Consider the following 21,044-nt stretch of genomic DNA (forward strand, 5'->3'; position numbering starts at 1 on the left):
AAGAGTCAGAATAGCCAAGAACAGCATATCAATGCTTGATTGACTGTATTATAATGGAACTATTAAGGAGCGCGAGGTGGACCACAATGGACCAAACATTAAAAATTACCAATGTATTATCAGATCCGACCAGATACTATATTTATCAGCATATAGCTAAAAGGCACAGCGAGGTGACGGTACAGGAAATTGCGGATATATTTGAGATTCACCCCAATGTTGCGCGTTTACATTTAACAAAGCTCGAAGATGTAAATATGCTTGTTTCTGAAACTAAGAAAACAGGAAAAGGTGGAAGACCAAGCAGATTATATAGATTATCAGATGATGTCATACAATTAAACTTCCCTTACCGCGATTACCAACTGCTTGCAAAAATAGCCCTTCAGACAATGTTCTCACTGGGAGAAGCAGGTAAGGAAGCGTTATTCAATACCGGAAGATTATTTGGGAAAGATTTGGCTGAACAGCATATGAAAGGAATTGGAGAAAGTCAGGACAGCCTGTCTTTCGACCACAAACTCTCTATCATAAAAGATGCATCGACTACTGCTGGATTCTATCCGGAATTCATAACAGCTGAGGATCATTCAACCATTTTCTTTAGAATACACAACTGTCCTTTTAAAGAAATTGCCTTTGAGCAAAAAGAAGCCGTATGCGGAATGCATTATGAGTTTTTACGCGGTATGTTCAGCGTCCTTTTTGATTCAATCGAATTAATAGAAGAGGAAAATATGTTTGATCATGCAGGTTGCCAAGCTTGCACATACAAGATGCTTGCCGGAAATTAATCACACAATTCAGTCATCCTATTTTAAGATAGTTTACATTCTTTAACAATATCCTTATAATAGTAGTGATGGAATTATAAGGGGATAAGGGAGGTTAAGGAATGGACAGAATGTTCAGAGTATGTGGTTTCTGGACTGGAATTATGGCAGTCATGTTCTTTGTTGGCGGTATGCATACTACATCACTCATCTTTTTCGGTCAAACTGGTTTCTTTGTTATTTTAAGCTATTTAAAATTGTCTGAAAGAATGTACTTATATGTTTTCGGTGCTTATTTAACAGTTTTCTTTGCAGGGTTCACCTATTGGACAACGTTCATGATGACTCCTGGAGCGGGACATTAATTTACAGTAAAACCTTGATTGAGCTGGAGCAATCAAGGTTTTTTTATATTCTTAGATTGAACTAAAACACTGAAACTATCACTAATCCAGTCTCCCAGAACTAACTGTTTGATTTGTCTGTTGCGCCTGGCGACAGGAGAAAAAGGATCTGCATCCGCATGTGGAACCAGCTCATCCAATATCCCTTCCTCTAATAAAAATGACTGTTGTCCTCCCCAGTACTCTAGATCAAGCCCTCTTCTCTTCCCTTCACATTTAAGCAATGAAAAATTGACGGTACTCGTTATATCTGTTTCTCCTGGATTTTCGAGAATTGAGCCAATTAATTGATGGTCCTTAAATCCTCTTAAGGTACCGTTTTTTCGAGCAGGTATATAGAAATCCTCCATATCCATTCCATAATCTATTGTCATAAGGTATCCGCTCTTTATTTTGTCGACAATTTGCTCATAGGCAAGCATCATTGGACATGGCACCTCTATTCGATTGATAAACTCCGGAATACCCAACTTCTCTATAACGGATAAAATCCTCTGATTATTGAGATTTCTGGCGGTTTCAAATAGCTCTCCATTCTTTACTGTGACGCCTGCTTCTTTCCACTGATTTTTATCTTTAATCAAAACACGGACCGGAAAAGCATCAAAAAATTCATTTGAAAAAATGAAACCTTCTATTAGTGGCATATCCTTGATAGAATCTAACAAACGAATTCTATGATCCTTTGCCGCCGTATCTAAAATCAATTCTCGATGATAGGCACTGGATTCAACAATATAATAAATTGCATTAGATGCCAGCTCTGGGTTGTACAGTTCCAATCCTCTCAAAAAATCACATGCCATCTTCCCGGTGCCACCGCCAAGCTCACATATAGCGGGAGGCAGGTCAGATTCAATTAGCTTCCTTCCTGCCCATTTACCTATAAATTCACCAAAGACAGGGGACATACTCACCGAAGTATAGAAATCACCGCTACTTCCAATTTTATCTTTTCTCCGTTGGTAATAGCCATATTCAGGATGATACAATGCCAACTCTATATATTTGTCATACGGTAAAAATAAATCTTCTGTTTCCTCAATGGACCGAATGATTATATCTTTCATAAATTCACCCAATTTTGTAAATATTTCCACAACGGGCATTGACATCACATTATCCCTATTGTAAATTTATGGTATAACTTAAAATGGCCCCTCCCATTTTATAGGAAATCCCCCCTGACCCTCCTTATCTAATTGTTAAGGAGGGTCTACAATTAGTACACCTATTACCTTAAAAATGGATTATGATTCATCTCATCTTCAATGATGGTTTCCGGCCCATGTCCAGATAAACAAAGCGTATCTTTTGGAAGAGTTAATAATTTTTTATGAAGACTATCCATTAGCTGTTGATGATTTCCACCAGGTAAATCGGTCCGGCCTATACTCATATGAAATAATGCATCCCCTGAAAATACAATCGCCTCGTCCTTATCATAATAAGAAACACTTCCTGGAGAATGTCCAGGTGTAAACAGTACATTAAATGTGAAATCCCCGATTTTTAGAATACCTTCCTCTGAAATCACATTTTCTGCGGGAGCAGCCTTAATCTCACCAAGTTGGAAAAATCGCGAACCGTTCAAAGCTGGATTTGTTAACCATTCTGTTTCTTTTTTGTGTACATAAACCGGAATACTAAATACTTCCCGTACCCTGTCCACTGCCCCTATATGGTCAAAATGAGCGTGAGTTAAAAGAACTGCAATTGGTTTCCATTTCTTTTCACGAATGATTTGAATCAGCTTTTCTGCTTCCTCGCCCGGGTCGATGATTAAACATTCACCATCCTGCTTGGCATATAAATAACAATTTGTTTGCAAAGGCCCTAAAGGAACTCTTTTCCATGTTTTCTTCATGTCTTTCCCCCTGAAGTATCAGTTTAGTTTCTTTTATTTTACACAAGTGATGGTTTTGTATAAAGAGTCTTATACTTTATTGTTCCTATTCCTTCCAAATCGCCTATAATATCTCGACAAATAATCTGAAAAGAATTAAAATACTATTGAATGCATTTATTTTACAATTTAATGATTTATTGGGTTTTATTACTTAATAATTCCAGGGGAGGTAAATGAAATGGGATTGGTAATTATTTTTGGTTTAGTTGCCATTTTGGCTATTTTCGCATTAATCAGCGCCTTTAAAAACAAAAATTTCCTTGGTCTAGTATTCGCTTTGGGTACTGCCGTTGTATTTGGCTGGTTCGCCATCATGACCTTCATTAGAGACGGCTATCCTGCTGTACATTAATTATTGTATACGCTTTACATCTGAAAAAGAGGAATCCTTTAAACAGGATTCCTCTTTTTCGTTCAACAGTTCCTGTCTTCTATAAATAAAGACAAGCATTTAAAATTGGTTTTGTATCCCGATAAATTTGTTCAAATTGTGATAAAGGAAGAGGATTGATTCCTTTACCCAGCTCTAATGTAAATCCAGGCTTCTTGAACTGATCAATAAACCAATCCTTAAAGCCTGCATGGCTATCAATATAGCGAACGGCCTTGTAGCCTGATCTTGCAGTAAATTCCATAGCCATAACAGAGGTGATTTCCGGCTCTTTTTTCTCATATCCCCAATAAAATTCTTCTCCCTGAGTGTGCAGAGAAACTACACGATCGAACCCTTCCTTCTGCACAAGTGCAACCAGTGATTTCACTTCACTTTCTGTTAATGGCTCGATTCCAGGAAAATCTCTTGCTGCTGGTTTTTTGGGCCGTTTTCTCTTTTTCTCAATCTCCCAGTTTGCCGGAAATTGATTATTTAAGTCAATTCCTCTAATATTCGCTTTCCAGCCTAAAAATTCTTCTCTTCCATCATTCATCCTAATTAAATCTTTTTTCATTTTTTCAGATGGACCATTTACTACTAAATCTACACCATCAGGATTCACCATCATAACAAGTGACAAATCACACTCCAGGAATAGCTCCAATGCTGAACATTCTCCTAAATTTGTCCCCGTTGTTAATGCCAGTAAATAATCATTCAGCCACTTCATTAAAACCAAGCTAGTAATCCATTCATTCGCATGCATCGAGGCATTCATATGGACTTTTTTTGGACCAATACCAATTCGCAGTTCCCAAATATCCTGGCCAAGTTCAGATTTCCCGATAGATTTCATCTGCAGGAAAGGATAGATGGTTGTAAGTATTTCCATGTCATTCATGCATTTACTTGATGAATATGGACAAGTCTGATCCACAATACTATGTTGAATTTTCACAGGCAATCTAACAGATTGCTTCGGATTCTCTTCCATACTCTCCATTGAATTAGCTACCTGAATTCTTTCACGTTCTACAGGGTGTGTGATATCCAAGGACGATAACCTTTCCTCCCTTGTCCAATATCCAGGTATATGAACCATATCGCCAACAGATAGCTCATTATTACTAATATGTAAATTACATTCCCGTAAAAGTGCGATCGGTATAGAATACAAAACGGCCAATCTCGATAATAAGTCAGGCTTCTTTATGATGACTTCCATAGAATCACATCCTTTTCTACTCATTTTATGAATACTCCGATCAAAAAATACAGAAGCTAACAGATATTATGTATAGATTCGTAAAAAACAGCTTGATTATAGTTGCCTTTAACTGTATAAGCCTTTTTAGTATGCCATTTAGCGGGGTATGGGCTGGGGAAAGGCAGGGTGTAGATGGGGCATAGGTGTTTCATAGGTGGGGCATAGCTGCTTTCCTACACACTTCACCCACCTTTCAGGCACTTTTACCCCGGTATAGCTGGAGCATAGGTACTTCATAGGTGGGGCATAGCTGCTTTCCTACACACTTCACCCACCTTTCAGGCACTTTTACCCCGGTATAGCTGGAGCATAGGTACTTCATAGGTGGGGCATAGCTGCTTTCCTACATACTTCACCCACCTTTCAGGCACCTTTACTACCCCGGCATATGGTTTGGTGCGGCTATCTCTGTCCTTTGACAAGTACCTCCTACATCCTCACTCAACTATCCAATTCAAACCGAATGAAAAACAGTTGGGTCAACGAAAAAAAAAAGGCATTAACCCGTATTGGATTAATACCTAATTAATTGATTTAGTTAAAAATATCCCGTCAAAGAAAACAAATTCAAAAGGGCGAATTTCATTTCCTACTGACTAATTGTCCGCTCACTCTCCCATAACCATTTAAACCATCTGCCGTGCCCGTCGGTTTCTGCAATCGTATTTTTGTTCAGAATGCCATCCAAATAATAATCCAGATGCAAATATCTATCTTGAATATTATTATAAATATGAAATACCTCTCTCATCTTCCCAATATCCTTGATTGTTTCCAACAGATGCTTTTTCACATCCATTGGCATTTGGTTAGCAACATGTGTATGAAAAATACAAACAGCATGATTCTCTGGGATATCCTGTATACAGTCAGGTAATAGATCAGCGCCATCACCATTTATCAATCTTAAGGAACTCCCCTTCACATAGGCTGCAGCTTTTTCAAACATAGACAGCCGCTCCGCATGCTCGGGCCATATTAAGGATTTAAGCCACAATTTTTCGTCCTCAACATTTAAATCAACCGTATGTAAATCCAAGCCAATCCTAATTGAAACTGGCGGGGGCATGAAGGGAAGGTTTGGTACATTTTCTCCTTTTATTTCTGCTGAAATTGTAAGTTTAGATTCTGAATTTCCATAGGTACTTTCTTGCCCATATGTATATGAATAGTGATCCCAAAGAAGCTGTAATCCTGCACTTGTTCCAATTTCAATAAGTGCCAAGGGTTTCTTTGCTATCTCATGAACAGTACAAAAGGCGGGGTACAGGTATGCACATCTTCGCACTTCATTGGTTTGAACCCGTCTCGATCTAAGAATAAATTCAATCTCTTCTCGATAAGTAAAGCAAAAATCCCTAAAAGGTCCATAAGATTCCATATATGCTTTCGGATACTCAACCAAACTAGGATAATACTCTTTCAGTGAATGTTCTTTACCCTTTAACAGAAGATAGTGGACAGCACCGAATAAGAGATTTGGTACTGGCTGACCCTCCCTCGCATTCATACATATCTCTAAAAGCGCTTCATCTCCAGAAATTTTTATAGATAAGTGCTCGTATAGCCTGCTGGAGCCTATACATTCTCTTTCAGCAAAATTTATAAAGGTTTGAGAAAGAACACTATTAAACAATTGGAACCCCCCTTTTAAAACTAAATAATGACACCCTACTTGATCTTGAAGCTTCATTCACCTAATAGCTCATGTATAGCTCCCTCACGATACTTACCATTAAATTCGACATAAAACGGCTGAATGCTTTCGTCCAGACAATACTCGATTCTTTGTCTAAAATTAAACCACCTCTAAACTTTCAGGGCCGGACCCCTAATCAACAAAATTTCCCCAGCATCGTTTAATACAACCGTTGCTGCAGATACAATATGCTTCGGCACCCTCATCCCCCAAACCCTCTATCATCGGATTTTCATGTTATACTCATCAAATTAATTTCGACATATGGTTTTTATTTTCCTTTATAAAAACTTTTGCAAATAAAAAAGCACTTCAACAAAATACATTGAAATGCTTCCAAAATTAATTAAATTCTACTAAGTAATTAACGTTTACCTCAGCACGTGGACTCTTAAATCTCTTGTCCTAGTTGCTGCATGATTAAGCCCGCTGCGCCTATAACACCCGCATCATTACCAAGAGATGCAACTTTGATTTCAGTTGATTCCGCAACCCGCGGAAAGGCAAATTGCTTAAAGTATTTCTCAATTGGTTTTAAAATAATGTCCCCAGCTTTTGAAACACCACCACCGATTACGATGATGTCGGGGTTAATCATATTGCCCACATTGGCAGCTGCAAGTCCAAGGTATTTAGCTACCTCATCAAGGACATCCTGACTTGCCTGGTCTCCGCCTATAGCACAATCAACTACGTCTTTAGAAGTGATCAACCCATTTTCGTTAAAAACAATCGAGAGGTCCGAATCTGGTTTCTCTTTAATCTTCTCTAACGCCAGCCTTACGATACCGGTAGCTGAGGCAATCGTTTCAACACAGCCTGTTTTCCCACAGTTACAAGGAGCTCCACCCTCTGGCTGAACCGTTATGTGACCGAGCTCACCAGCTGCCCCACTAATTCCATGCACCAAATGCTTATTAGTGATTACACCGCCACCCACACCAGTTCCGAGAGTGATACAGACTAAATCATTTGTACCTTTTCCTGCTCCCTTCCAAAACTCACCGAAGGATGCTACATTCGCATCGTTATCAACCACTGCAGGAATTCCTAATTCTTTTTCCAGCAACTCCTTTAAAGGAAAATCTCTCCAACCGATATTCACGGCCACATAGATTGAACCGTTCTCAAAATTAACTGGACCAGGAGCACCCATTCCGACACCTACTAAATTACCATCCTGCCATTCTTCCAATTTTGCCCTGACAGATTTGCCGATGTCAGAAACAATATGCAGACCATTTTCTTCCGTTCTCGTTATGATTTCCCATTTATGTACAATGGTCCCTTCTTTATCTATAAAAGCAAGCTTAATCGTTGTACCGCCAATATCAATTCCCAGTAACCAATCTTGTTTCCCCAGCATATTGATTCACCTTTTCGATTGTTTTTGTTTTAGCTGTTGCTTTTCCTTCTCATACTCTATTTCTTGTTTCAAGATTAAAATTGCCGTTTGATAATCTCTGATTTCAATCAATTGAGAGTGAAATAGCTCTCTTAATTCTCCTGCCATCATCTCTAGATCAGCTAATCGATCACCCATGTATATGATGGTTCCAAACCTCTTTAAATATTGTTGAATTTCATATACGGATTTCATTTTTGTCACATTCCTTCCTGCTTCTTTAGTATATCTGAATTTAGTTGTTCTCCTCAAGATACTTTCTTTCTGTATTCCGTCAATTGTGACATTTATAAACAAAGCATATGTATTTAGAGTTACACATATATTGCTTAGGACAAAGCATCCGTCTATTTATCATTTGACATCCATTTAAGAATATATACGTAAGGCAATAATCTAAAGTGAGGAGAGAATCCTTTTGAAAAAATATATTGGTTACCTAATAGTCGGTTTAGTACTCATATTTACCTTTATGTGGTGGAAACAGCTTTATATACAAAGGGATATAGCTGTTATTAAATATTTTCCACTTAATCAAAAGGCTGCGTTTATTAAAACAACCTCTTCCCTTGTCATGCCTAAGCAGGAAAAAGATACAGAACAGTACGATGTTGCGTTATCGACTGAATCTATTTTAAATCAAACAAGTTATCTCAGACAGGATTTCTCACTTCTTTTTCAAAACGGTCGTTTAAAAGAGTTTACAAAGAAATGGGAGCAGAATACAGATCGAATATCCCAAAAGACAACCGTAAAAGCTCATGAATCTTCTTTATTTCAAGTGGTTACCATTCATTATGCTGAGATTCATACGGAAAACGACAAGATTACCAGCTCATTTAAATTAACTGATAGTAATCTGTTTGTCATTGCTTCACGTTATGGACCAACCAAATCATTTCATTCTCCTGAAACCGAGGAACAAAAGGAATGGGCCTTTACCCTGTCTTCTGTAAGTAATTCCAGGCTGACTAAAGTGCTCAATCGCTATACAGATAACAAAAAGATTGATATTACAAGGTATCACGTAGTTCCCCTGACACAGTTTTCGACTGAAGAAAAAAGATTATTAGCCGGATATTCAGAGCAAAAGCGTCTGGAGATTACGGAAAAGCTATGGGAAGCTTTTTATTCCATTTATGTTTCAGGAATAAAAAAACAGGATGGTACAGTCATAAATCCGATAGACAGTACCATCCCCTTGATTTTGCGTAAACAAGACTCAAACAAACTAATTATTCTTATTCAGGATAAATCAGGCAATATACATGAATATTATCAGCAGCTGCCTTAAAGTAAGATAACTATTCGGAATCAAGCTCATTCAGCGTTGTTTTATAATCTTCATTATCCGGTTCCTGATAAACTGCTATTTGGATATAATCTTTAGCTTTATCGATTTGTCCCAGTTGCCAGTAGAGCAGTCCAATATCATAATATGCTTCTGGAAACACTTCTTGCTGTTCAATGGCTTTTAGAAAATACGTCTCAGCCGCTTTCAGATCATATTGATGATACTTTATATATCCTGCTAAAAAATATGCTTCTGGAGCGTCTTCTTCCTTTAGATAGCCTTCGATAAGCTCATAGGCTTTGGCATATTCCTTAGAATTCACATATTCATGAGCAAGAGTGACATCATTATGATATTTATGGTCAGATTCATTTGATGAATACCCATATACTAAAGCTCCTATTGTTAACAAAACGGTCAGGAGCAGCGCACCCATTTGCACGGCAAGCTTAGGATTTTTCGGCAATCTGACAATCGTTGCTGCGAGGAATCCACCTATTAAACCGCCGATATGGCCGGCACTATCTATAGCATCTGCAGAGAATGTAATAACCAGGTTGATGGCCAAAATTACAATCACATTCCATCCCATTGTTCTGAAAAAGAGATTGGGGTGGAGTATACCAAACAATAGCAAGGCACCGAGTAAGCCAAATATCGCACCACTGGCACCGGCTGATAGATTGGGCATCAAAATAAAACTTGCTACCGAACCAATAAAGCCTGCAAAAAAGTAAATAACCAGAAATCTTAAGCTTCCATAAATACGCTCAACAATAACTCCGACAAAATACAAACTTAAGGTGTTCAGAATCAAGTGTGTAAATCCAATATGAAGAAAGATGGGTGTGAAGAATCTCCACCATTCCCCTTCCATAATCAATGGGTTATACTTTGCACCAAATTGGATGAGGGTTTCAGTGTTTGTACTTCCGCCACGCATCTCGAGTAAAATAAACACAAGAACTTGGATGGCCATTAACAAGTATGTAAAGATTGGTTTGCCATGGCTAAAGATTTGTTCATCTTGTTTCTGCTTTTGGTAAGAAGCAGCCAAAGCATCTTCTTTAAGATGGTTAATTTCATTTTCTTCTATAAACTCATAATCCCTGTTGACCACTTCCAACGGAAACCCCAGAAAGCTTTCCAATTCCGTCAAAGATTCTTCCATAGCCTCTGTTTGAAAAATCATGGTATCAATCGTAATTTTTGCACGACTTTCGTTTGAGTATCTTCCAAGGACATCCGAATAATCATCAACCGGAGCATATTGACTAACATAAATGGTTTTAACAGTTAGTTCCTTCCTGGAAAGAAACCTACGAATCTTCTCTGCATTCTGCAGTACAAGATTTCGGTCACGCTTCATATTATTGGACCAATCCAAATCTTCTCTTTTTATACGGATTAGGGGATCTATCCGACTCGACTGATTTTCAAGCCATATTTCTTGCTGATCAGTGGATGCAGATATAAATCGATACCCTTTTTTCGTAATCAATTGATTGATAAAGGACCAATAGATATATTCTTCTTTAAAACTCACGGATTCCCCTACTTTCTCTCCCTAAAAAGTTTCTATATCTATTTTATCATTACGTAAGAGGAACAGAAATAATTCCTCTGGTCATTATGTTTGATCTTGCACAGTTTTAAAAATTGGCAATTCCATTAGAACGGCTATAAGGATGTTGCGCAGTACTTGATTCTTCATAATGGAAGACCTCTTTTGAAACACTATATACCCTATTATGCCAGATACGAAAATAATTAAGAATTTATTCATGTAAAAATCCCTCCTGTATTACCATATAGTTTGGTGAACAGGAGGGATTTTTATTCTACTTATAGTAACTGATCAAGAATTGGATTCATCGTTTCTTTTAATACTTTAACAGAATGTGAAAATTTCTCTTGCTCATCATCTGATAATTTCAGTTCGAGGATATCAGAAATTCCTTCACGGTTTACTATCGCAGGGACACCTACATACACATCTTCTTGTCCGTACTCCCCATCTAGGAAGGTTGACACTGTCAAAATGCTGTTTTCATTCTGAAGGATGGCTTTTGTAATACGAACCAGACCCATGGCAATTCCATAGAATGTTGCACCTTTTCGATTAATGATTTCATAAGCTGCATCACGTACATTAATAAAAATCTTATCCAAATCTTCCATGGAATGATTAGGTTTATCTTTAATCAGTTCGTTCATATTCTTTCCGCCTACATTGGCATGGCTCCATACAGGTAATTCTGTATCCCCATGTTCTCCAATGATATAGGCATGGACATTTCGAGGATCCACTTCAAAATAATCGCTTAACATAAATCGAAATCTGGCCGTATCAAGAATCGTACCAGAGCCAAGTACGCGATGTTTAGGAAGACCTGAAAATTTCCATGTTGCATATGTAAGGATATCAACTGGGTTCGCAGCCACAAGAAAGATCCCATTAAATCCATTAGCCATAATTTCTCCAACAATGGATTTAAAGATTTTCATATTTTTTTCAACTAAATCTAAGCGTGTTTCACCAGGCTTCTGATTCGCTCCTGCAGTTAGAACGATAATGTCTGCATCTTTACAGTCTGAATAATCTCCGAACCAAATTTTCGTTCTATTCGGTGCAAATGGAGTTCCATGATTCAAGTCCATTGCATCGCCTTCTGCTTTATCCTTATTTAAATCAATTAAAACAAATTCTTCAGCAATTCCCTGATTTAACATAGCGAATGCATAGCTGCTTCCAACAAAACCTGTACCAACAAGGACAACACGATTTACATTCTTTTTCATTAACAAAAACCACCTTTTCACACTGCATACAAGCTCTTTATACCCTAGTATTATGTGATACTATACCAAGTTATTATACAAAAAATAGTGCTTATCAGAATTGAGCTTAGATTTACAGTTTCGTTATTAATCCAGTTAATTCCTTTCCTTTTAACAGTCCGTGTATTGCAGTGCACTTTTTTCTCCGTATGAACCGAACAAACTGGGCATATATATTCGACTTGCAGGAAAGCCCCCAGTAAGGTATCCAGAATACTGCCCAGAAATCCGAATGCACTCAGTAGGAGAATTGTTGAAAATGACAGATTAAACAGTATACCTGCTATTACTGCAATGAATATGGAGCCAAACAGCCCGGCCAGAGTTCCATGGACTGAGACTGCCCCTGAAGTACCCCGTTCACATCTTTTCAAACTGATTATATGGATTGGGTCAGATTTACTCAATACTCCAAGTTCAGATGACCATGTATCAGAAGTAGCTGCTGAAATTGATACGATAAAGGAAATTAACCAAATATCAGAACCGTCAGATATAAAATAAAGTAAAGAACTTATACCAGCAGGACCGCCATTTACTGCTACCTGGGCCCAATTTCGTCTGCTTCCGTTTGCTAATTTTTTATCAATACTCTGCTTAATTCTTTTTTTATAACTGGAAAACAGACTAGATGAGGAAAAAAACAAACCAATTAGTAGTAAACCTTCCCATCCAAGTCCTATAACAATTAAAGCTCCCAAAAGAAATGCTGCGAGAGCACCGGATTTACTCAGAGCTTTAAGCCGATATGCCCCGTAGGAGCCGACAGCAACAGCGCCGTAAATAATTAAGTTACCCACAATTTATTACCCCTTGTTCTGTGAATAGATAGTCGACAGGGATGTCGAACTCTTCTGTATGGATATCATCTCTTATTTGCATCATAAACGCCAGCGAAAGTTTGATTCCATAAAATGATGCCAAATAACGATCATAATAGCCGCCGCCAAATCCAATCCGATATCCAGTTGTTGAGAATAGGAGTCCCGGAACTACCATTATATCGATTTGGTCGGATTCTATCTTTTGTGTTTTATCCGGTCTGGGCTCTTTTAAACCACTATAAACTGACTCAAGTATCGTATTTGGACGATAGTCATAAAATTCCATATGCTTTGTGTGTGGATAGCATTTTGGAATCACGATATTCTTTTTCTCTTTCCACGCTCTCTCGATAATCTCTTTCGTTTCAATCTCAGGATGCCGAGAAATTGTGATTCCGATTGTCTTTGCATTCTTCCATATGTCATGACTAAATAAGTATTCAACAATTTTAGATGTATATGTATCCCGCTCGTATGACGGAAATTCCGCTAATAAACTCCGATAAGTCGATCTTAATTCTCCCTTTAACATTGCGTTAAATCCCCTTAAATTCTATATAATCCCAAAAAAAAACAACAGGAGAGAACCTCCTGTTGTTTTATTTTGTTTCGCGGTGTGCAGTTGTACGCTTCTCTCTTGGGCAATATTTTTTAAGCTCAAGACGATCAGGATTATTACGTTTATTTTTTGTGCTGATATAATTACGCTCACCGCACTCTGTGCAAGCTAAAGTAATGTTTACACGCATGTGAGTCCCTCCAGTTCATTCAAAACTTCATTTTATACGACTTTTCTATAATATCACCTTTCACTAATAAATGCTAGTCTGATTTTTGACCAAGTAATCAAACAGCATGACTTCCTCTTTATTCTTGCCTGTAATTATCCAATTAGAAACCCCCATTTTCACTCCGGGCTCCACTAGAAGCTTGTACATCGTTGTACAGACAACTAGACCTCTGGCTAAAGGAGAGTGGATAATTTGGCCATTTTCCATTAATTCGTACACCGCTTTTTTATGTTTTCGTTCCATTATCGATATAGATGCACAATCATTTCCATTTAATAAGCTTATCGTATTCTTACCATATAAATAGATTAAAGAATCCGCAGGACTATAAAAACTTGCTGATACTTCACTAAAGGCCTCATGAACAAAAAATATCTTAATTTCAAGTGGTCGATCCCCATCATTTTTGCAGACTACATCTACTCTATCGAAATAATCATTATTTGTTAACTGTACTGCAGCAGATATCCCCTCTTGATCTTGATCGTTTTTGCACCAAAGATAGGGTACGATTAATCCGGATTTATCATCAACAAGCCTTTTACAGCTGGCTTTTTTAGTACTTTTATTTAAAGAGTCTAACTGGTCCATGCGGTACCACCCCTTTCATTTATCTTACCTGCTTTAGCGAGCCACTAATATCTTCCATTAAATCCTAACACTCCCTGAACTAGATGACAATGAACGCATATTGTCGAAGAACCACTACCTACTTCCAAATTATGAGCAACACTTCCTTTTTCATATATTTTTACCAAAATCCAGTGAAAATTGTTGTACAATAGGGATTGTAATTTAATTTGGGAGGGTATTCATGATAATCATTTTGATTTGTTTATTTTCTCTATCTGCCTTACTGTTCTTACTATCGTTATTTTATAAAGGACAGGAAACTAAAGTAGAAAAAGAGATTGAACAGCTTTCATTAGAGCATGTACAAGAAATGTATATAATTAAAAAACGAATTCGTGCACTTGAGGAGGAAATCCTGCACGAGGAATCGTTTTCGGAGGTATCTTTTTTAACTAATTCCTCGCCCATACACGAGGTTATTCAAAATCAGGTCATTCATTTGTACAAACAAGGATTATCGATTGAACAAATTTCCAGGCAATCTGCATTATCAAACAATGAGGTAATTAGGAGCCTTGAAAGTCAGGGAGGCGATCTTCATTGAACCGACTATACATATCTGGAGCAGCTGCAGGTATTTTTTTAGCCACAAGCGTATTTACGGCATATTATCTTGCCACAGATGAATCAGCAGCTAAAAAGGTGCCCCTTTCAAGCGAGGACGCTCAAAAAACTCTACAGGAGGATGGTTATCATGTTTTATCAAAAAGTGAGTGGGATGACTATCAAAAGAACCTTCAATCTATTAATCAACTAAAAACAGAAAATCAACAAAGTAATAAAGAAGAAACTGTAGCCATTAGATTATCGATTAAGCCTGGAATGGCTTCCGACGAGATTATCAGCCTATTAAAAGAGGAGCGCGTGATTGAAGATACCGATAAGTTTTCTACCTACTTGAATAATCGGGATCTCACAAAAAAGATTCAGACTGGGACCTATACAGTTTATAAAAACATGGACTATGCTGCCTTATCTGCCATTTTAACGAAGGGTAAATAGTGCATCAAAGTGGCAGCTTTTAAACTGGGATGACCTTTGCAATAACATCCCAGATTTTTCTGTTTTGATCAATACTCTCTTCCCCTGAATCGATAATATCGGCCTTTTCAATTAAATTATTCATCGCATGATCAACAAAGCCGGGTAAAGGCAGTTCTTTTATAGCTTTGGCCATTTTTTCTGGATAAATATGACCATAGATTTCAATAGCCATAGAGAGCTCAGATACCGATAATTCCCTTCCGTATTTCTTTTGATAGTTTGCTTTCAGTTTCCTTGCCAGCTTAATGGCTGTTTTAGGGTTTGGGATGATGGATTCCAATTCTTTATTATTGTCTATATGAACAGCTTTTTCACTCAGAAAATAGGTTATAGGTACTCCGTCCACTTCTACTGTCTCTTTTTCCTTCATTCTCTAATCCCCCTTTTATTAATAAATGTTATTTTCTTATATCCAAGTCACCAATTTATAAACCTCTTTAAGGATTGTCCGTTAGTCGGATAAAGCTAGAATTTTAATTAAACGCTTTTTACAACCTCAATAAAACTGTTATACATACTTATCCACTTTTCTTCATAATATGTACAAGTTACTAATACATAAGAAGATGGAGTGAAAGCGTGAGCGGACATATTATGTTTAGTTATTTTTTGTTAGGAATAACATTGGCGGCACCCATTGGTCCGGTTAACTCAGCCCGAATTGATAAGGGGATCAAAAACGGTTTTTTACACGCCTGGGTAGTAGGCGCAGGATCTATGATTGCGGATGGAATATTCATGTTATTGGTCTATTTGGGTTTTGTACAATTTATTACGATTCCATATGTCCAGATTTTCCTTTGGCTCTTTGGAGGATTTGTTCTTATTTATACCGGAATTGAAAGCATTTTGAGGGTCCATACACTTTCATTGGAAGATTATCGTACGAAAGACTCGTTATCGAAATCTTTTTTAACTGGATTTATAATGTCCATTACAAGTCCATTATCCATCCTCTTTTGGATAGGAATATATGGGTCGGTTCTCGCTAAAACAGTTACTTCGTACGGTACAAGCTCTCTTCTCGTGTACAGCTTGATGATTTTTCTCGGGCTAACTTTTTGGGACATTACCGTTGCCTTTCTAACAACTGGGTTCAGAAGATTTCTGAATGACACTAGCTTGAAAGCTATTTCAGCCTTTTCTGGAATTTCTCTGGTCGGTTTTGGAGTATATTTTGGTTTTCAGGGCATAAAGACATTATTTTTTTAAGCATTAAAAATAGGCACAAGAAAAAATGGAGTTCCCTATATGGGAATCTCCATTTTTATTATCACAATTCTATTCATTTAAATGATAGTGTCTTCCTTTAATCATATAAAGGGTTTCTTCCGCCATATTAGTTATATGATCGCCTATTCTTTCATAGTGGCGGACAATAAACAATAACTGAGAATTTTCGTTAACCGTAGCAGACTCAGGATGCTTCATTTCAAGTATTTTACGGATTTCCTGTCCATATAAATCATCCACTGTATCATCGAGCTCTGCAAGTTCCTTAGAAAGGACAATATTTTCCTCCATAAAGGATTTATTGAACATATCAAGCATTTTCATACAAGTAGCGTGCATTTCGCCTACAGCCTCATTAACAAAGGGCTTTTCTTCCTTTGATAATCTAATCGCAGTTTTGGCAACATTCTTTGCATAATCACCAACCCGTTCAATTTCAGAACCGATTTTAATAGCTGAAACAATATGCCTTAAATCCGTTGCAACAGGCTGCTGCTTTGCAATCATCAAGATAGCCAGTTCATCAAGCTCTTCTTCCATTTTATCAAGCTTTTTATCATCCTCTATAACAGAAAGTGCTAGCTCTACATCATTTTTCAGCAATGCTTGGTACGATTTATTCAAGGCAGATGAAGCAAAACGTTCCATATCTATTACTTTAAGCTTTAATTCCTTTAGCTCGCTCTCGAATTTTTCTCTTAAAACCATTTTTTATTCTCCCTTCAAAATGATCTGGCTTATCCGAAACGTCCTGTTATATAATCTTCTGTTCTCTTATCATATGGGTTTGAGAAAATCTTATCTGTCTTGTCATATTCAATGACTTCACCATTCAAGAAGAAGGCAGTTTTGTCAGATATACGAGCTGCTTGCTGCATATTATGCGTAACGATAATAATACTGAATTTCTCTTTCAACTCTTGTACGAGTTCTTCAACCTTTAATGTTGAAATTGGATCTAATGCGGAAGTCGGTTCATCCATTAATATCACATCAGGAGAAACGGCAAGGCATCGTGCCAAACAAATACGTTGCTGCTGTCCGCCTGATAGTCCGTTGGCGTTTGTATGCAATCGATCCTTAACTTCGTCCCAGATTGCTGCACCACGCAAGCTTTTTTCTACAATTTCATCCAATTCTTTTTTGTTTTTAATACCATGTATTTTAGGTCCGTATGCTACATTTTCATAAATAGACTTTGGAAAAGGATTTGGCTTCTGAAATACCATTCCAACTTTTGTCCGTAATTCTTCCACTTGAAAATCTTTATCAAAGATATTCTGTCCCCGGTAAAATATATCACCAGAAGTACGAACACTTGGAATAAGTTCAATCATTCTATTTAATACTTTAATATAAGTAGATTTCCCACATCCAGATGGGCCAATAATGGCTGTAACCTCATTTTCATTAATGGCAAGATTAATATCCTTTAAAGCATGGTGATCACCATACCACAAATCCAAACCCTGTGTATCGTAAACAAGTTTACCAGACTTTTCCGTATTAGCCGGGTTGGCTTCTTTTAATTCTATCATCTCAATTTCCCCCTTGGTAATGGTGATTTCACTTAAGACACAGATGCCTTTTGTTTTGTTTTACTTTTGCCGCCTTCAAAATGTTTTTGGATAATTTTTGAGAATAAACGTGCAAGGAGATTAAAGATTAATACCATTATAATCAATACTGCTGCTGATTTAGTCGCGATTGCCGTTGCATCCGGAACAATTCCTTCAGAATTTAATTTCCAAATATGAACAGCCAATGTCTCTGCAGGTCTGAATATATTAAAAGGATTAACCGGACTTGTTAGATCGGCTGCTGTATTCAAGATTGGTGTTGTCAATCCTGCTGTAAAAATTAACGCTGCTGCTTCACCAAAAATACGACCAGCTGCCAGGATAACTCCCGTTATAATTTGAGGCATTGCTGTAGGAAGAGCAATTTTTACAATTGTCTGCCATTTGGTAGCCCCAAGTCCCAGACTGGCTTCTTTAACACCGGCTGATACCTCTGTAATTGCCGCTTCACTGACACGTGTTAAACTCGGTAAATTCAGAATCGTAATTGCTAGTGCCCCTCCGATAATGGTGTACCCCCAACCTGTAGCTGTGACAAATACCAATAAACCAAATAAACCAACTACAATGGACGGGAGAGAGGCCATCGTATCAATGCATAATCGGATAAACGTTAATAACTTTCCGGGTTTGGCATACTCCGCCAAATAAATACCTGCGCCTAAGCCAAGCGGTACAGAGATTATCAGAGTAATAATTAACATATAGAAAGAGTTAAATAGCTGATATCCGATTCCCCCACCAGCATCCATATTGCTAGAACGACCAGTCAGAAAAGATGGGTCCCAGAAACCCCAGCCCTTTTTGAGTATTTCAAATACTAAATAACTCAATAAAATAATGACAAAAATAGCAACGATATAGAAAATACCCGTCCAGATTTTATTTACTGTTCTAGCGCTCATTTCTGTGCCCCCCTATTCCCGATAAAACGAATAATCATGATGAATAAGAATGACATGATTAAAAGTATTAGCGCGAGGCTCCATAATGCATTATTCCATGCAGTTCCATTCATTGTATTAGACATGTCCATCGTTAAAATTCCAGTTAACGTTGCCGTGGGATCATTTAAGCCAGTCGGCAATTTAACCGTATTTCCGATAACCATCTGAACGGCAAGTGCTTCACCAAAAGCACGTGCAAGCCCCATAACGATTCCTGTAAAGATGCCATTCTTTGCGGCAGGAATGATTACTCGGCTGATTGCCTGCCATCTCGTGGAACCGAGCCCATAGGAGGCTTCCAGAAGCTGTGGCGGGACATTTTTTAACGCATCTGTTGCCAAGCTTGCAATAGTCGGTAATATCATGATACTAAGTACAATTATCCCGGCTGTTAAACTGAATCCTACTCCGCCGAATGTGTTTCTAAGTAGGGGAACTAATAAAGTCACACCTAGCAAACCATAAACAACGGATGGAATACCAACCAGCAATTCCAAAACCGGCTGCAAGACCTTTTTTCCGAATTTCGGGGAAATAAAGTTCGTAAATATTGCTAGAGCTATTGCAATAGGTGCACTGATAACAATGGCACCAATTGATACAAGTATAGAACCGATGATAAATATCAAAGCTCCATATTTCCCATCATTGGGACTCCAGTTTGTTGAGGTCAACATCTCCACTATAGAGATATTACTGTTTGTAAATGACTGAATACCCTTTCCTGTAATAAAAACGATAATAGCCAAAGTTGTTACAACGATTAATAGTCCACATAATGTAACAAGAATCCGTCCGATATATTCACTTTTCCAATAGTTGATTGGTTTATGATCATTCAAGCCTTTTCGCTCCTTCCGGCAAACAGATGATAACCAGGCTGTTTGACTTCCTGTTTACTTCATCCTTGGAATTATTCTTTATTTTCTAGCTCTAACATTGGAATGTATCCCATTTTCGTAACGGTTTCGGCAAACTCATCACTCCTAATGAAATCCATATAACCTTTAACAGCTCCGCCTATTTCGCCTTTCGTTACCATATATTCATAGGACCAAAAAGGGTAGCTGTCATTTACCACATTCTCAATTGTGGGTTCAGCCCCATTAATAGTTACCGGTTTTAAGGATGAGCCTTTCCCCTCAGCGAGGTAGCTCATAGCCAGATAACTAATAGAACCAGGTGTGGAATTAATCGAGTTTTCTACAGCACCGTTAGAATCCTGAGTTGTTCCAACCCCTGTATTCATGCTGACATCCTTCATGATTGTTTTTTCAAAGGCATATCGGGTACCTGATGATTCTGGTCTGTTCACGACATTTATTTCTGAATCAGCTCCGCCAACCTCTTTCCAGTTTTTAATTTTTCCGGAGAAGATTCCTTGGATTTGTTCAATTGTTAAATTATCTACATTGGCATCATCATTCACCACTATGCCAAACGCAATACCGGCTACTTTATAATCGACCAGTTCTTCTGCTAATTTCTCATCTTCAATTTTATCTGCTGAAGGTAGATCAGAGTTTCCGATATTGACTGCACCACTCGCCACTTGATTTATACCTGTTCCGCTTCCACCGCCTTGAACAGTAACCGATACATTTGGATTTTTCGCCATAAATTCAGTTGCTGCTTCATCTGCCAATGGTAGTAAAGCTGTAGAACCAGCTGCATTTATGATTCCTGTGTATCCTTCTTCTTCAGAGCCGCTTCCCGCCTTTGCTCCTCCTCCATTATTACTGGTACAAGCTGCCAGCAATCCGATTATAAGTATCAAAGTAATCATAAATGCTGTTTTCCTTCTACGCATTTCCAATCCTCCCATATACTTTGGCTATTTATTTGTAATTTTTAATTTTCACCCTTTACATTTTCTATAGTAAAGATAAAGTTTAAATACTGTGTTAAAGAATTGTAAACGTAGTGTAAAAAATCAAAAGTTTATTGTAAAGATGACTGCAAAATCCTAGAAACCGCACTATTTATTTGTAATAATAATCCAAAAGAATGATACTTACCTAAATTAT

General features: G+C 37.7%; 26 protein-coding genes. 7 read left to right on the forward strand and 19 right to left on the reverse strand.

Going from position 1 to position 21,044, the window contains the following annotated elements; translation table 11 throughout:
- Nucleotides 1–86: 86 nt before the first annotated feature.
- Together A8L44_RS10010 and A8L44_RS10015 are read left to right on the forward strand one after the other, a co-directional pair.
- Nucleotides 87–794 (forward strand): helix-turn-helix transcriptional regulator, encoded by a 708-nt coding sequence (locus A8L44_RS10010; protein ID WP_066105070.1) that lies wholly within the window; start codon nucleotides 87–89, stop codon nucleotides 792–794.
- A gap of 101 nt (nucleotides 795–895) precedes the next feature.
- Nucleotides 896–1,138, forward strand: a complete 243-nt coding sequence (locus tag A8L44_RS10015) for a DUF2626 domain-containing protein (protein ID WP_066105073.1) — start codon at nucleotides 896–898, stop codon at nucleotides 1,136–1,138.
- A 32-nt stretch (nucleotides 1,139–1,170) separates the two neighbouring features.
- Here A8L44_RS10015 and A8L44_RS10020 read toward each other — a convergent pair whose 3' ends face one another.
- Together A8L44_RS10020 and A8L44_RS10025 are read right to left on the reverse strand one after the other, a co-directional pair.
- Nucleotides 1,171–2,292 carry a class I SAM-dependent methyltransferase gene (locus A8L44_RS10020; RefSeq protein ID WP_066105076.1) on the reverse strand — a complete coding sequence of 374 codons (1,122 nt, stop codon included), beginning with the start codon at nucleotides 2,290–2,292 and terminating at the stop codon, nucleotides 1,171–1,173.
- A gap of 119 nt (nucleotides 2,293–2,411) precedes the next feature.
- Nucleotides 2,412–3,044 (reverse strand): MBL fold metallo-hydrolase, encoded by a 633-nt coding sequence (locus A8L44_RS10025; protein WP_066105078.1) that lies wholly within the window; start codon nucleotides 3,042–3,044, stop codon nucleotides 2,412–2,414.
- A gap of 220 nt (nucleotides 3,045–3,264) precedes the next feature.
- On the opposite strand from A8L44_RS10025, the gene A8L44_RS10030 reads away from it, so the two are divergent.
- Nucleotides 3,265–3,438, forward strand: a complete 174-nt coding sequence (locus tag A8L44_RS10030) for a DUF2759 domain-containing protein (protein WP_066105081.1) — start codon at nucleotides 3,265–3,267, stop codon at nucleotides 3,436–3,438.
- A 79-nt stretch (nucleotides 3,439–3,517) separates the two neighbouring features.
- On the opposite strand, the gene A8L44_RS10035 is transcribed toward A8L44_RS10030, so the two are convergent.
- The 4 genes from A8L44_RS10035 to A8L44_RS10050 all read right to left on the reverse strand — a co-directional run bounded on the left by A8L44_RS10035 (nucleotide 3,518) and on the right by A8L44_RS10050 (nucleotide 8,025).
- Entirely contained in the window at nucleotides 3,518–4,684 is a 1,167-nt protein-coding gene (locus A8L44_RS10035; protein ID WP_066105084.1) for a M14 family metallopeptidase, read from the reverse strand.
- Between the two features lie 631 nt (nucleotides 4,685–5,315).
- Nucleotides 5,316–6,362 (reverse strand): DUF2332 domain-containing protein, encoded by a 1,047-nt coding sequence (locus A8L44_RS10040; RefSeq protein WP_066105087.1) that lies wholly within the window; start codon nucleotides 6,360–6,362, stop codon nucleotides 5,316–5,318.
- Nucleotides 6,363–6,816: 454 nt separating this feature from the next.
- The gene (locus A8L44_RS10045) at nucleotides 6,817–7,791 is read right to left on the reverse strand and encodes an ROK family glucokinase (protein ID WP_066105090.1); all 975 of its coding nucleotides are present in this window, start codon (nucleotides 7,789–7,791) and stop codon (nucleotides 6,817–6,819) included.
- Nucleotides 7,792–7,797: 6 nt separating this feature from the next.
- Complete coding sequence (locus A8L44_RS10050; protein WP_066105666.1) at nucleotides 7,798–8,025, reverse strand: YqgQ family protein; 228 nt, start codon at nucleotides 8,023–8,025, stop codon at nucleotides 7,798–7,800.
- A gap of 223 nt (nucleotides 8,026–8,248) precedes the next feature.
- Between A8L44_RS10050 and A8L44_RS10055 the strand changes: the two genes are divergently transcribed.
- Nucleotides 8,249–9,124, forward strand: coding sequence for a hypothetical protein (locus tag A8L44_RS10055; RefSeq protein WP_066105093.1), 876 nt, complete (start codon nucleotides 8,249–8,251; stop codon nucleotides 9,122–9,124).
- 10 nt (nucleotides 9,125–9,134) lie between these two features.
- On the opposite strand, the gene A8L44_RS10060 is transcribed toward A8L44_RS10055, so the two are convergent.
- The 7 genes from A8L44_RS10060 to A8L44_RS10085 form a co-directional block, all read right to left on the reverse strand.
- Nucleotides 9,135–10,670, reverse strand: coding sequence for a rhomboid family intramembrane serine protease (locus tag A8L44_RS10060; RefSeq protein ID WP_066105098.1), 1,536 nt, complete (start codon nucleotides 10,668–10,670; stop codon nucleotides 9,135–9,137).
- Nucleotides 10,671–10,754: 84 nt separating this feature from the next.
- Complete coding sequence (locus A8L44_RS18955; protein ID WP_175354273.1) at nucleotides 10,755–10,910, reverse strand: hypothetical protein; 156 nt, start codon at nucleotides 10,908–10,910, stop codon at nucleotides 10,755–10,757.
- Nucleotides 10,911–10,969: 59 nt separating this feature from the next.
- A complete protein-coding gene (locus tag A8L44_RS10065; protein ID WP_066105102.1) occupies nucleotides 10,970–11,926 on the reverse strand; it encodes an L-lactate dehydrogenase in 957 nt (318 codons plus the stop codon).
- A gap of 50 nt (nucleotides 11,927–11,976) precedes the next feature.
- Nucleotides 11,977–12,765, reverse strand: coding sequence for a DUF92 domain-containing protein (locus tag A8L44_RS10070; RefSeq protein ID WP_077248066.1), 789 nt, complete (start codon nucleotides 12,763–12,765; stop codon nucleotides 11,977–11,979).
- The gene (locus A8L44_RS10075; protein ID WP_066105107.1) at nucleotides 12,758–13,321 is read right to left on the reverse strand and encodes a 5-formyltetrahydrofolate cyclo-ligase; all 564 of its coding nucleotides are present in this window, start codon (nucleotides 13,319–13,321) and stop codon (nucleotides 12,758–12,760) included. Before A8L44_RS10075 ends, A8L44_RS10070 begins: the two co-directional genes overlap by 8 nt.
- A 67-nt stretch (nucleotides 13,322–13,388) precedes the next feature.
- Nucleotides 13,389–13,538, reverse strand: a complete 150-nt coding sequence (rpmG, locus tag A8L44_RS10080) for a 50S ribosomal protein L33 (RefSeq protein WP_066105110.1) — start codon at nucleotides 13,536–13,538, stop codon at nucleotides 13,389–13,391.
- 63 nt (nucleotides 13,539–13,601) lie between these two features.
- A complete protein-coding gene (locus A8L44_RS10085) occupies nucleotides 13,602–14,171 on the reverse strand; it encodes a hypothetical protein (RefSeq protein WP_066105112.1) in 570 nt (189 codons plus the stop codon).
- Nucleotides 14,172–14,394: 223 nt separating this feature from the next.
- Here A8L44_RS10085 and A8L44_RS10090 point away from each other — a divergent pair, with 223 nt between their 5' ends.
- Nucleotides 14,395–14,757, forward strand: a complete 363-nt coding sequence (locus tag A8L44_RS10090) for a hypothetical protein (protein ID WP_066105117.1) — start codon at nucleotides 14,395–14,397, stop codon at nucleotides 14,755–14,757.
- Nucleotides 14,754–15,215 (forward strand): endolytic transglycosylase MltG, encoded by a 462-nt coding sequence (locus A8L44_RS10095; RefSeq protein ID WP_066105120.1) that lies wholly within the window; start codon nucleotides 14,754–14,756, stop codon nucleotides 15,213–15,215. The genes A8L44_RS10090 and A8L44_RS10095 overlap by 4 nt, the downstream gene beginning before the upstream one ends.
- Nucleotides 15,216–15,234: 19 nt before the next feature.
- Here the strand turns inward: A8L44_RS10095 and A8L44_RS10100 are convergent, their stop codons facing one another.
- Complete coding sequence (locus tag A8L44_RS10100; RefSeq protein WP_066105123.1) at nucleotides 15,235–15,627, reverse strand: hypothetical protein; 393 nt, start codon at nucleotides 15,625–15,627, stop codon at nucleotides 15,235–15,237.
- 224 nt (nucleotides 15,628–15,851) lie between these two features.
- On the opposite strand from A8L44_RS10100, the gene A8L44_RS10105 reads away from it, so the two are divergent.
- A complete protein-coding gene (locus tag A8L44_RS10105; protein WP_066105670.1) occupies nucleotides 15,852–16,469 on the forward strand; it encodes a LysE family transporter in 618 nt (205 codons plus the stop codon).
- A 69-nt stretch (nucleotides 16,470–16,538) separates the two neighbouring features.
- Here A8L44_RS10105 and phoU read toward each other — a convergent pair whose 3' ends face one another.
- The 5 genes from phoU to A8L44_RS10130 all read right to left on the reverse strand — a co-directional run bounded on the left by phoU (nucleotide 16,539) and on the right by A8L44_RS10130 (nucleotide 20,827).
- On the reverse strand, nucleotides 16,539–17,198 hold the full coding sequence (gene phoU, locus A8L44_RS10110) for a phosphate signaling complex protein PhoU (RefSeq protein ID WP_066105126.1): 660 nt from the start codon (nucleotides 17,196–17,198) through the stop codon (nucleotides 16,539–16,541).
- A gap of 29 nt (nucleotides 17,199–17,227) precedes the next feature.
- Nucleotides 17,228–18,028, reverse strand: coding sequence for a phosphate ABC transporter ATP-binding protein PstB (pstB, locus tag A8L44_RS10115; protein WP_066105128.1), 801 nt, complete (start codon nucleotides 18,026–18,028; stop codon nucleotides 17,228–17,230).
- A 32-nt stretch (nucleotides 18,029–18,060) separates the two neighbouring features.
- Nucleotides 18,061–18,975 carry a phosphate ABC transporter permease PstA gene (gene pstA, locus A8L44_RS10120; protein ID WP_066105131.1) on the reverse strand — a complete coding sequence of 305 codons (915 nt, stop codon included), beginning with the start codon at nucleotides 18,973–18,975 and terminating at the stop codon, nucleotides 18,061–18,063.
- Nucleotides 18,972–19,859: a phosphate ABC transporter permease subunit PstC gene (gene pstC / locus A8L44_RS10125; protein ID WP_066105134.1), complete on the reverse strand. Its 888-nt coding sequence runs from the start codon at nucleotides 19,857–19,859 to the stop codon at nucleotides 18,972–18,974. Before pstC ends, pstA begins: the two co-directional genes overlap by 4 nt.
- 71 nt (nucleotides 19,860–19,930) lie before the next feature.
- On the reverse strand, nucleotides 19,931–20,827 hold the full coding sequence (locus A8L44_RS10130) for a phosphate ABC transporter substrate-binding protein PstS family protein (protein ID WP_066105135.1): 897 nt from the start codon (nucleotides 20,825–20,827) through the stop codon (nucleotides 19,931–19,933).
- Nucleotides 20,828–21,044: the final 217 nt, after the last annotated feature.

The organism is Bacillus sp. FJAT-27986 (assembly GCF_001685035.1).
Taxonomy (GTDB): Bacteria; Bacillota; Bacilli; order Bacillales; family Pradoshiaceae; genus Pradoshia.

Excerpts from the sequence above, each read along its gene's own strand:
- A8L44_RS10010 (WP_066105070.1), top strand. The coding sequence starts at position 87 with ATGGACCAAACATTAAAAATTACCAATGTATTATCAGATCCGACCAGA.
- A8L44_RS10015 (WP_066105073.1), top strand. The coding sequence starts at position 896 with ATGGACAGAATGTTCAGAGTATGTGGTTTCTGGACTGGAATTATGGCA.
- A8L44_RS10020 (WP_066105076.1), bottom strand. The coding sequence starts at position 2,292 with ATGTCAATGCCCGTTGTGGAAATATTTACAAAATTGGGTGAATTTATG.
- A8L44_RS10025 (WP_066105078.1), bottom strand. The coding sequence starts at position 3,044 with ATGAAGAAAACATGGAAAAGAGTTCCTTTAGGGCCTTTGCAAACAAAT.
- A8L44_RS10030 (WP_066105081.1), top strand. The coding sequence starts at position 3,265 with ATGGGATTGGTAATTATTTTTGGTTTAGTTGCCATTTTGGCTATTTTC.
- A8L44_RS10035 (WP_066105084.1), bottom strand. The coding sequence starts at position 4,684 with ATGGAAGTCATCATAAAGAAGCCTGACTTATTATCGAGATTGGCCGTT.
- A8L44_RS10045 (WP_066105090.1), bottom strand. The coding sequence starts at position 7,791 with ATGCTGGGGAAACAAGATTGGTTACTGGGAATTGATATTGGCGGTACA.
- A8L44_RS10050 (WP_066105666.1), bottom strand. The coding sequence starts at position 8,025 with ATGAAATCCGTATATGAAATTCAACAATATTTAAAGAGGTTTGGAACC.
- A8L44_RS18955 (WP_175354273.1), bottom strand. The coding sequence starts at position 10,910 with ATGAATAAATTCTTAATTATTTTCGTATCTGGCATAATAGGGTATATA.
- A8L44_RS10065 (WP_066105102.1), bottom strand. The coding sequence starts at position 11,926 with ATGAAAAAGAATGTAAATCGTGTTGTCCTTGTTGGTACAGGTTTTGTT.
- A8L44_RS10075 (WP_066105107.1), bottom strand. The coding sequence starts at position 13,321 with ATGTTAAAGGGAGAATTAAGATCGACTTATCGGAGTTTATTAGCGGAA.
- rpmG (WP_066105110.1), bottom strand. The coding sequence starts at position 13,538 with ATGCGTGTAAACATTACTTTAGCTTGCACAGAGTGCGGTGAGCGTAAT.
- A8L44_RS10085 (WP_066105112.1), bottom strand. The coding sequence starts at position 14,171 with ATGGACCAGTTAGACTCTTTAAATAAAAGTACTAAAAAAGCCAGCTGT.
- A8L44_RS10090 (WP_066105117.1), top strand. The coding sequence starts at position 14,395 with ATGATAATCATTTTGATTTGTTTATTTTCTCTATCTGCCTTACTGTTC.
- A8L44_RS10100 (WP_066105123.1), bottom strand. The coding sequence starts at position 15,627 with ATGAAGGAAAAAGAGACAGTAGAAGTGGACGGAGTACCTATAACCTAT.
- A8L44_RS10105 (WP_066105670.1), top strand. The coding sequence starts at position 15,852 with ATGTTTAGTTATTTTTTGTTAGGAATAACATTGGCGGCACCCATTGGT.
- phoU (WP_066105126.1), bottom strand. The coding sequence starts at position 17,198 with ATGGTTTTAAGAGAAAAATTCGAGAGCGAGCTAAAGGAATTAAAGCTT.
- pstB (WP_066105128.1), bottom strand. The coding sequence starts at position 18,028 with ATGATAGAATTAAAAGAAGCCAACCCGGCTAATACGGAAAAGTCTGGT.
- pstA (WP_066105131.1), bottom strand. The coding sequence starts at position 18,975 with ATGAGCGCTAGAACAGTAAATAAAATCTGGACGGGTATTTTCTATATC.
- A8L44_RS10130 (WP_066105135.1), bottom strand. The coding sequence starts at position 20,827 with ATGCGTAGAAGGAAAACAGCATTTATGATTACTTTGATACTTATAATC.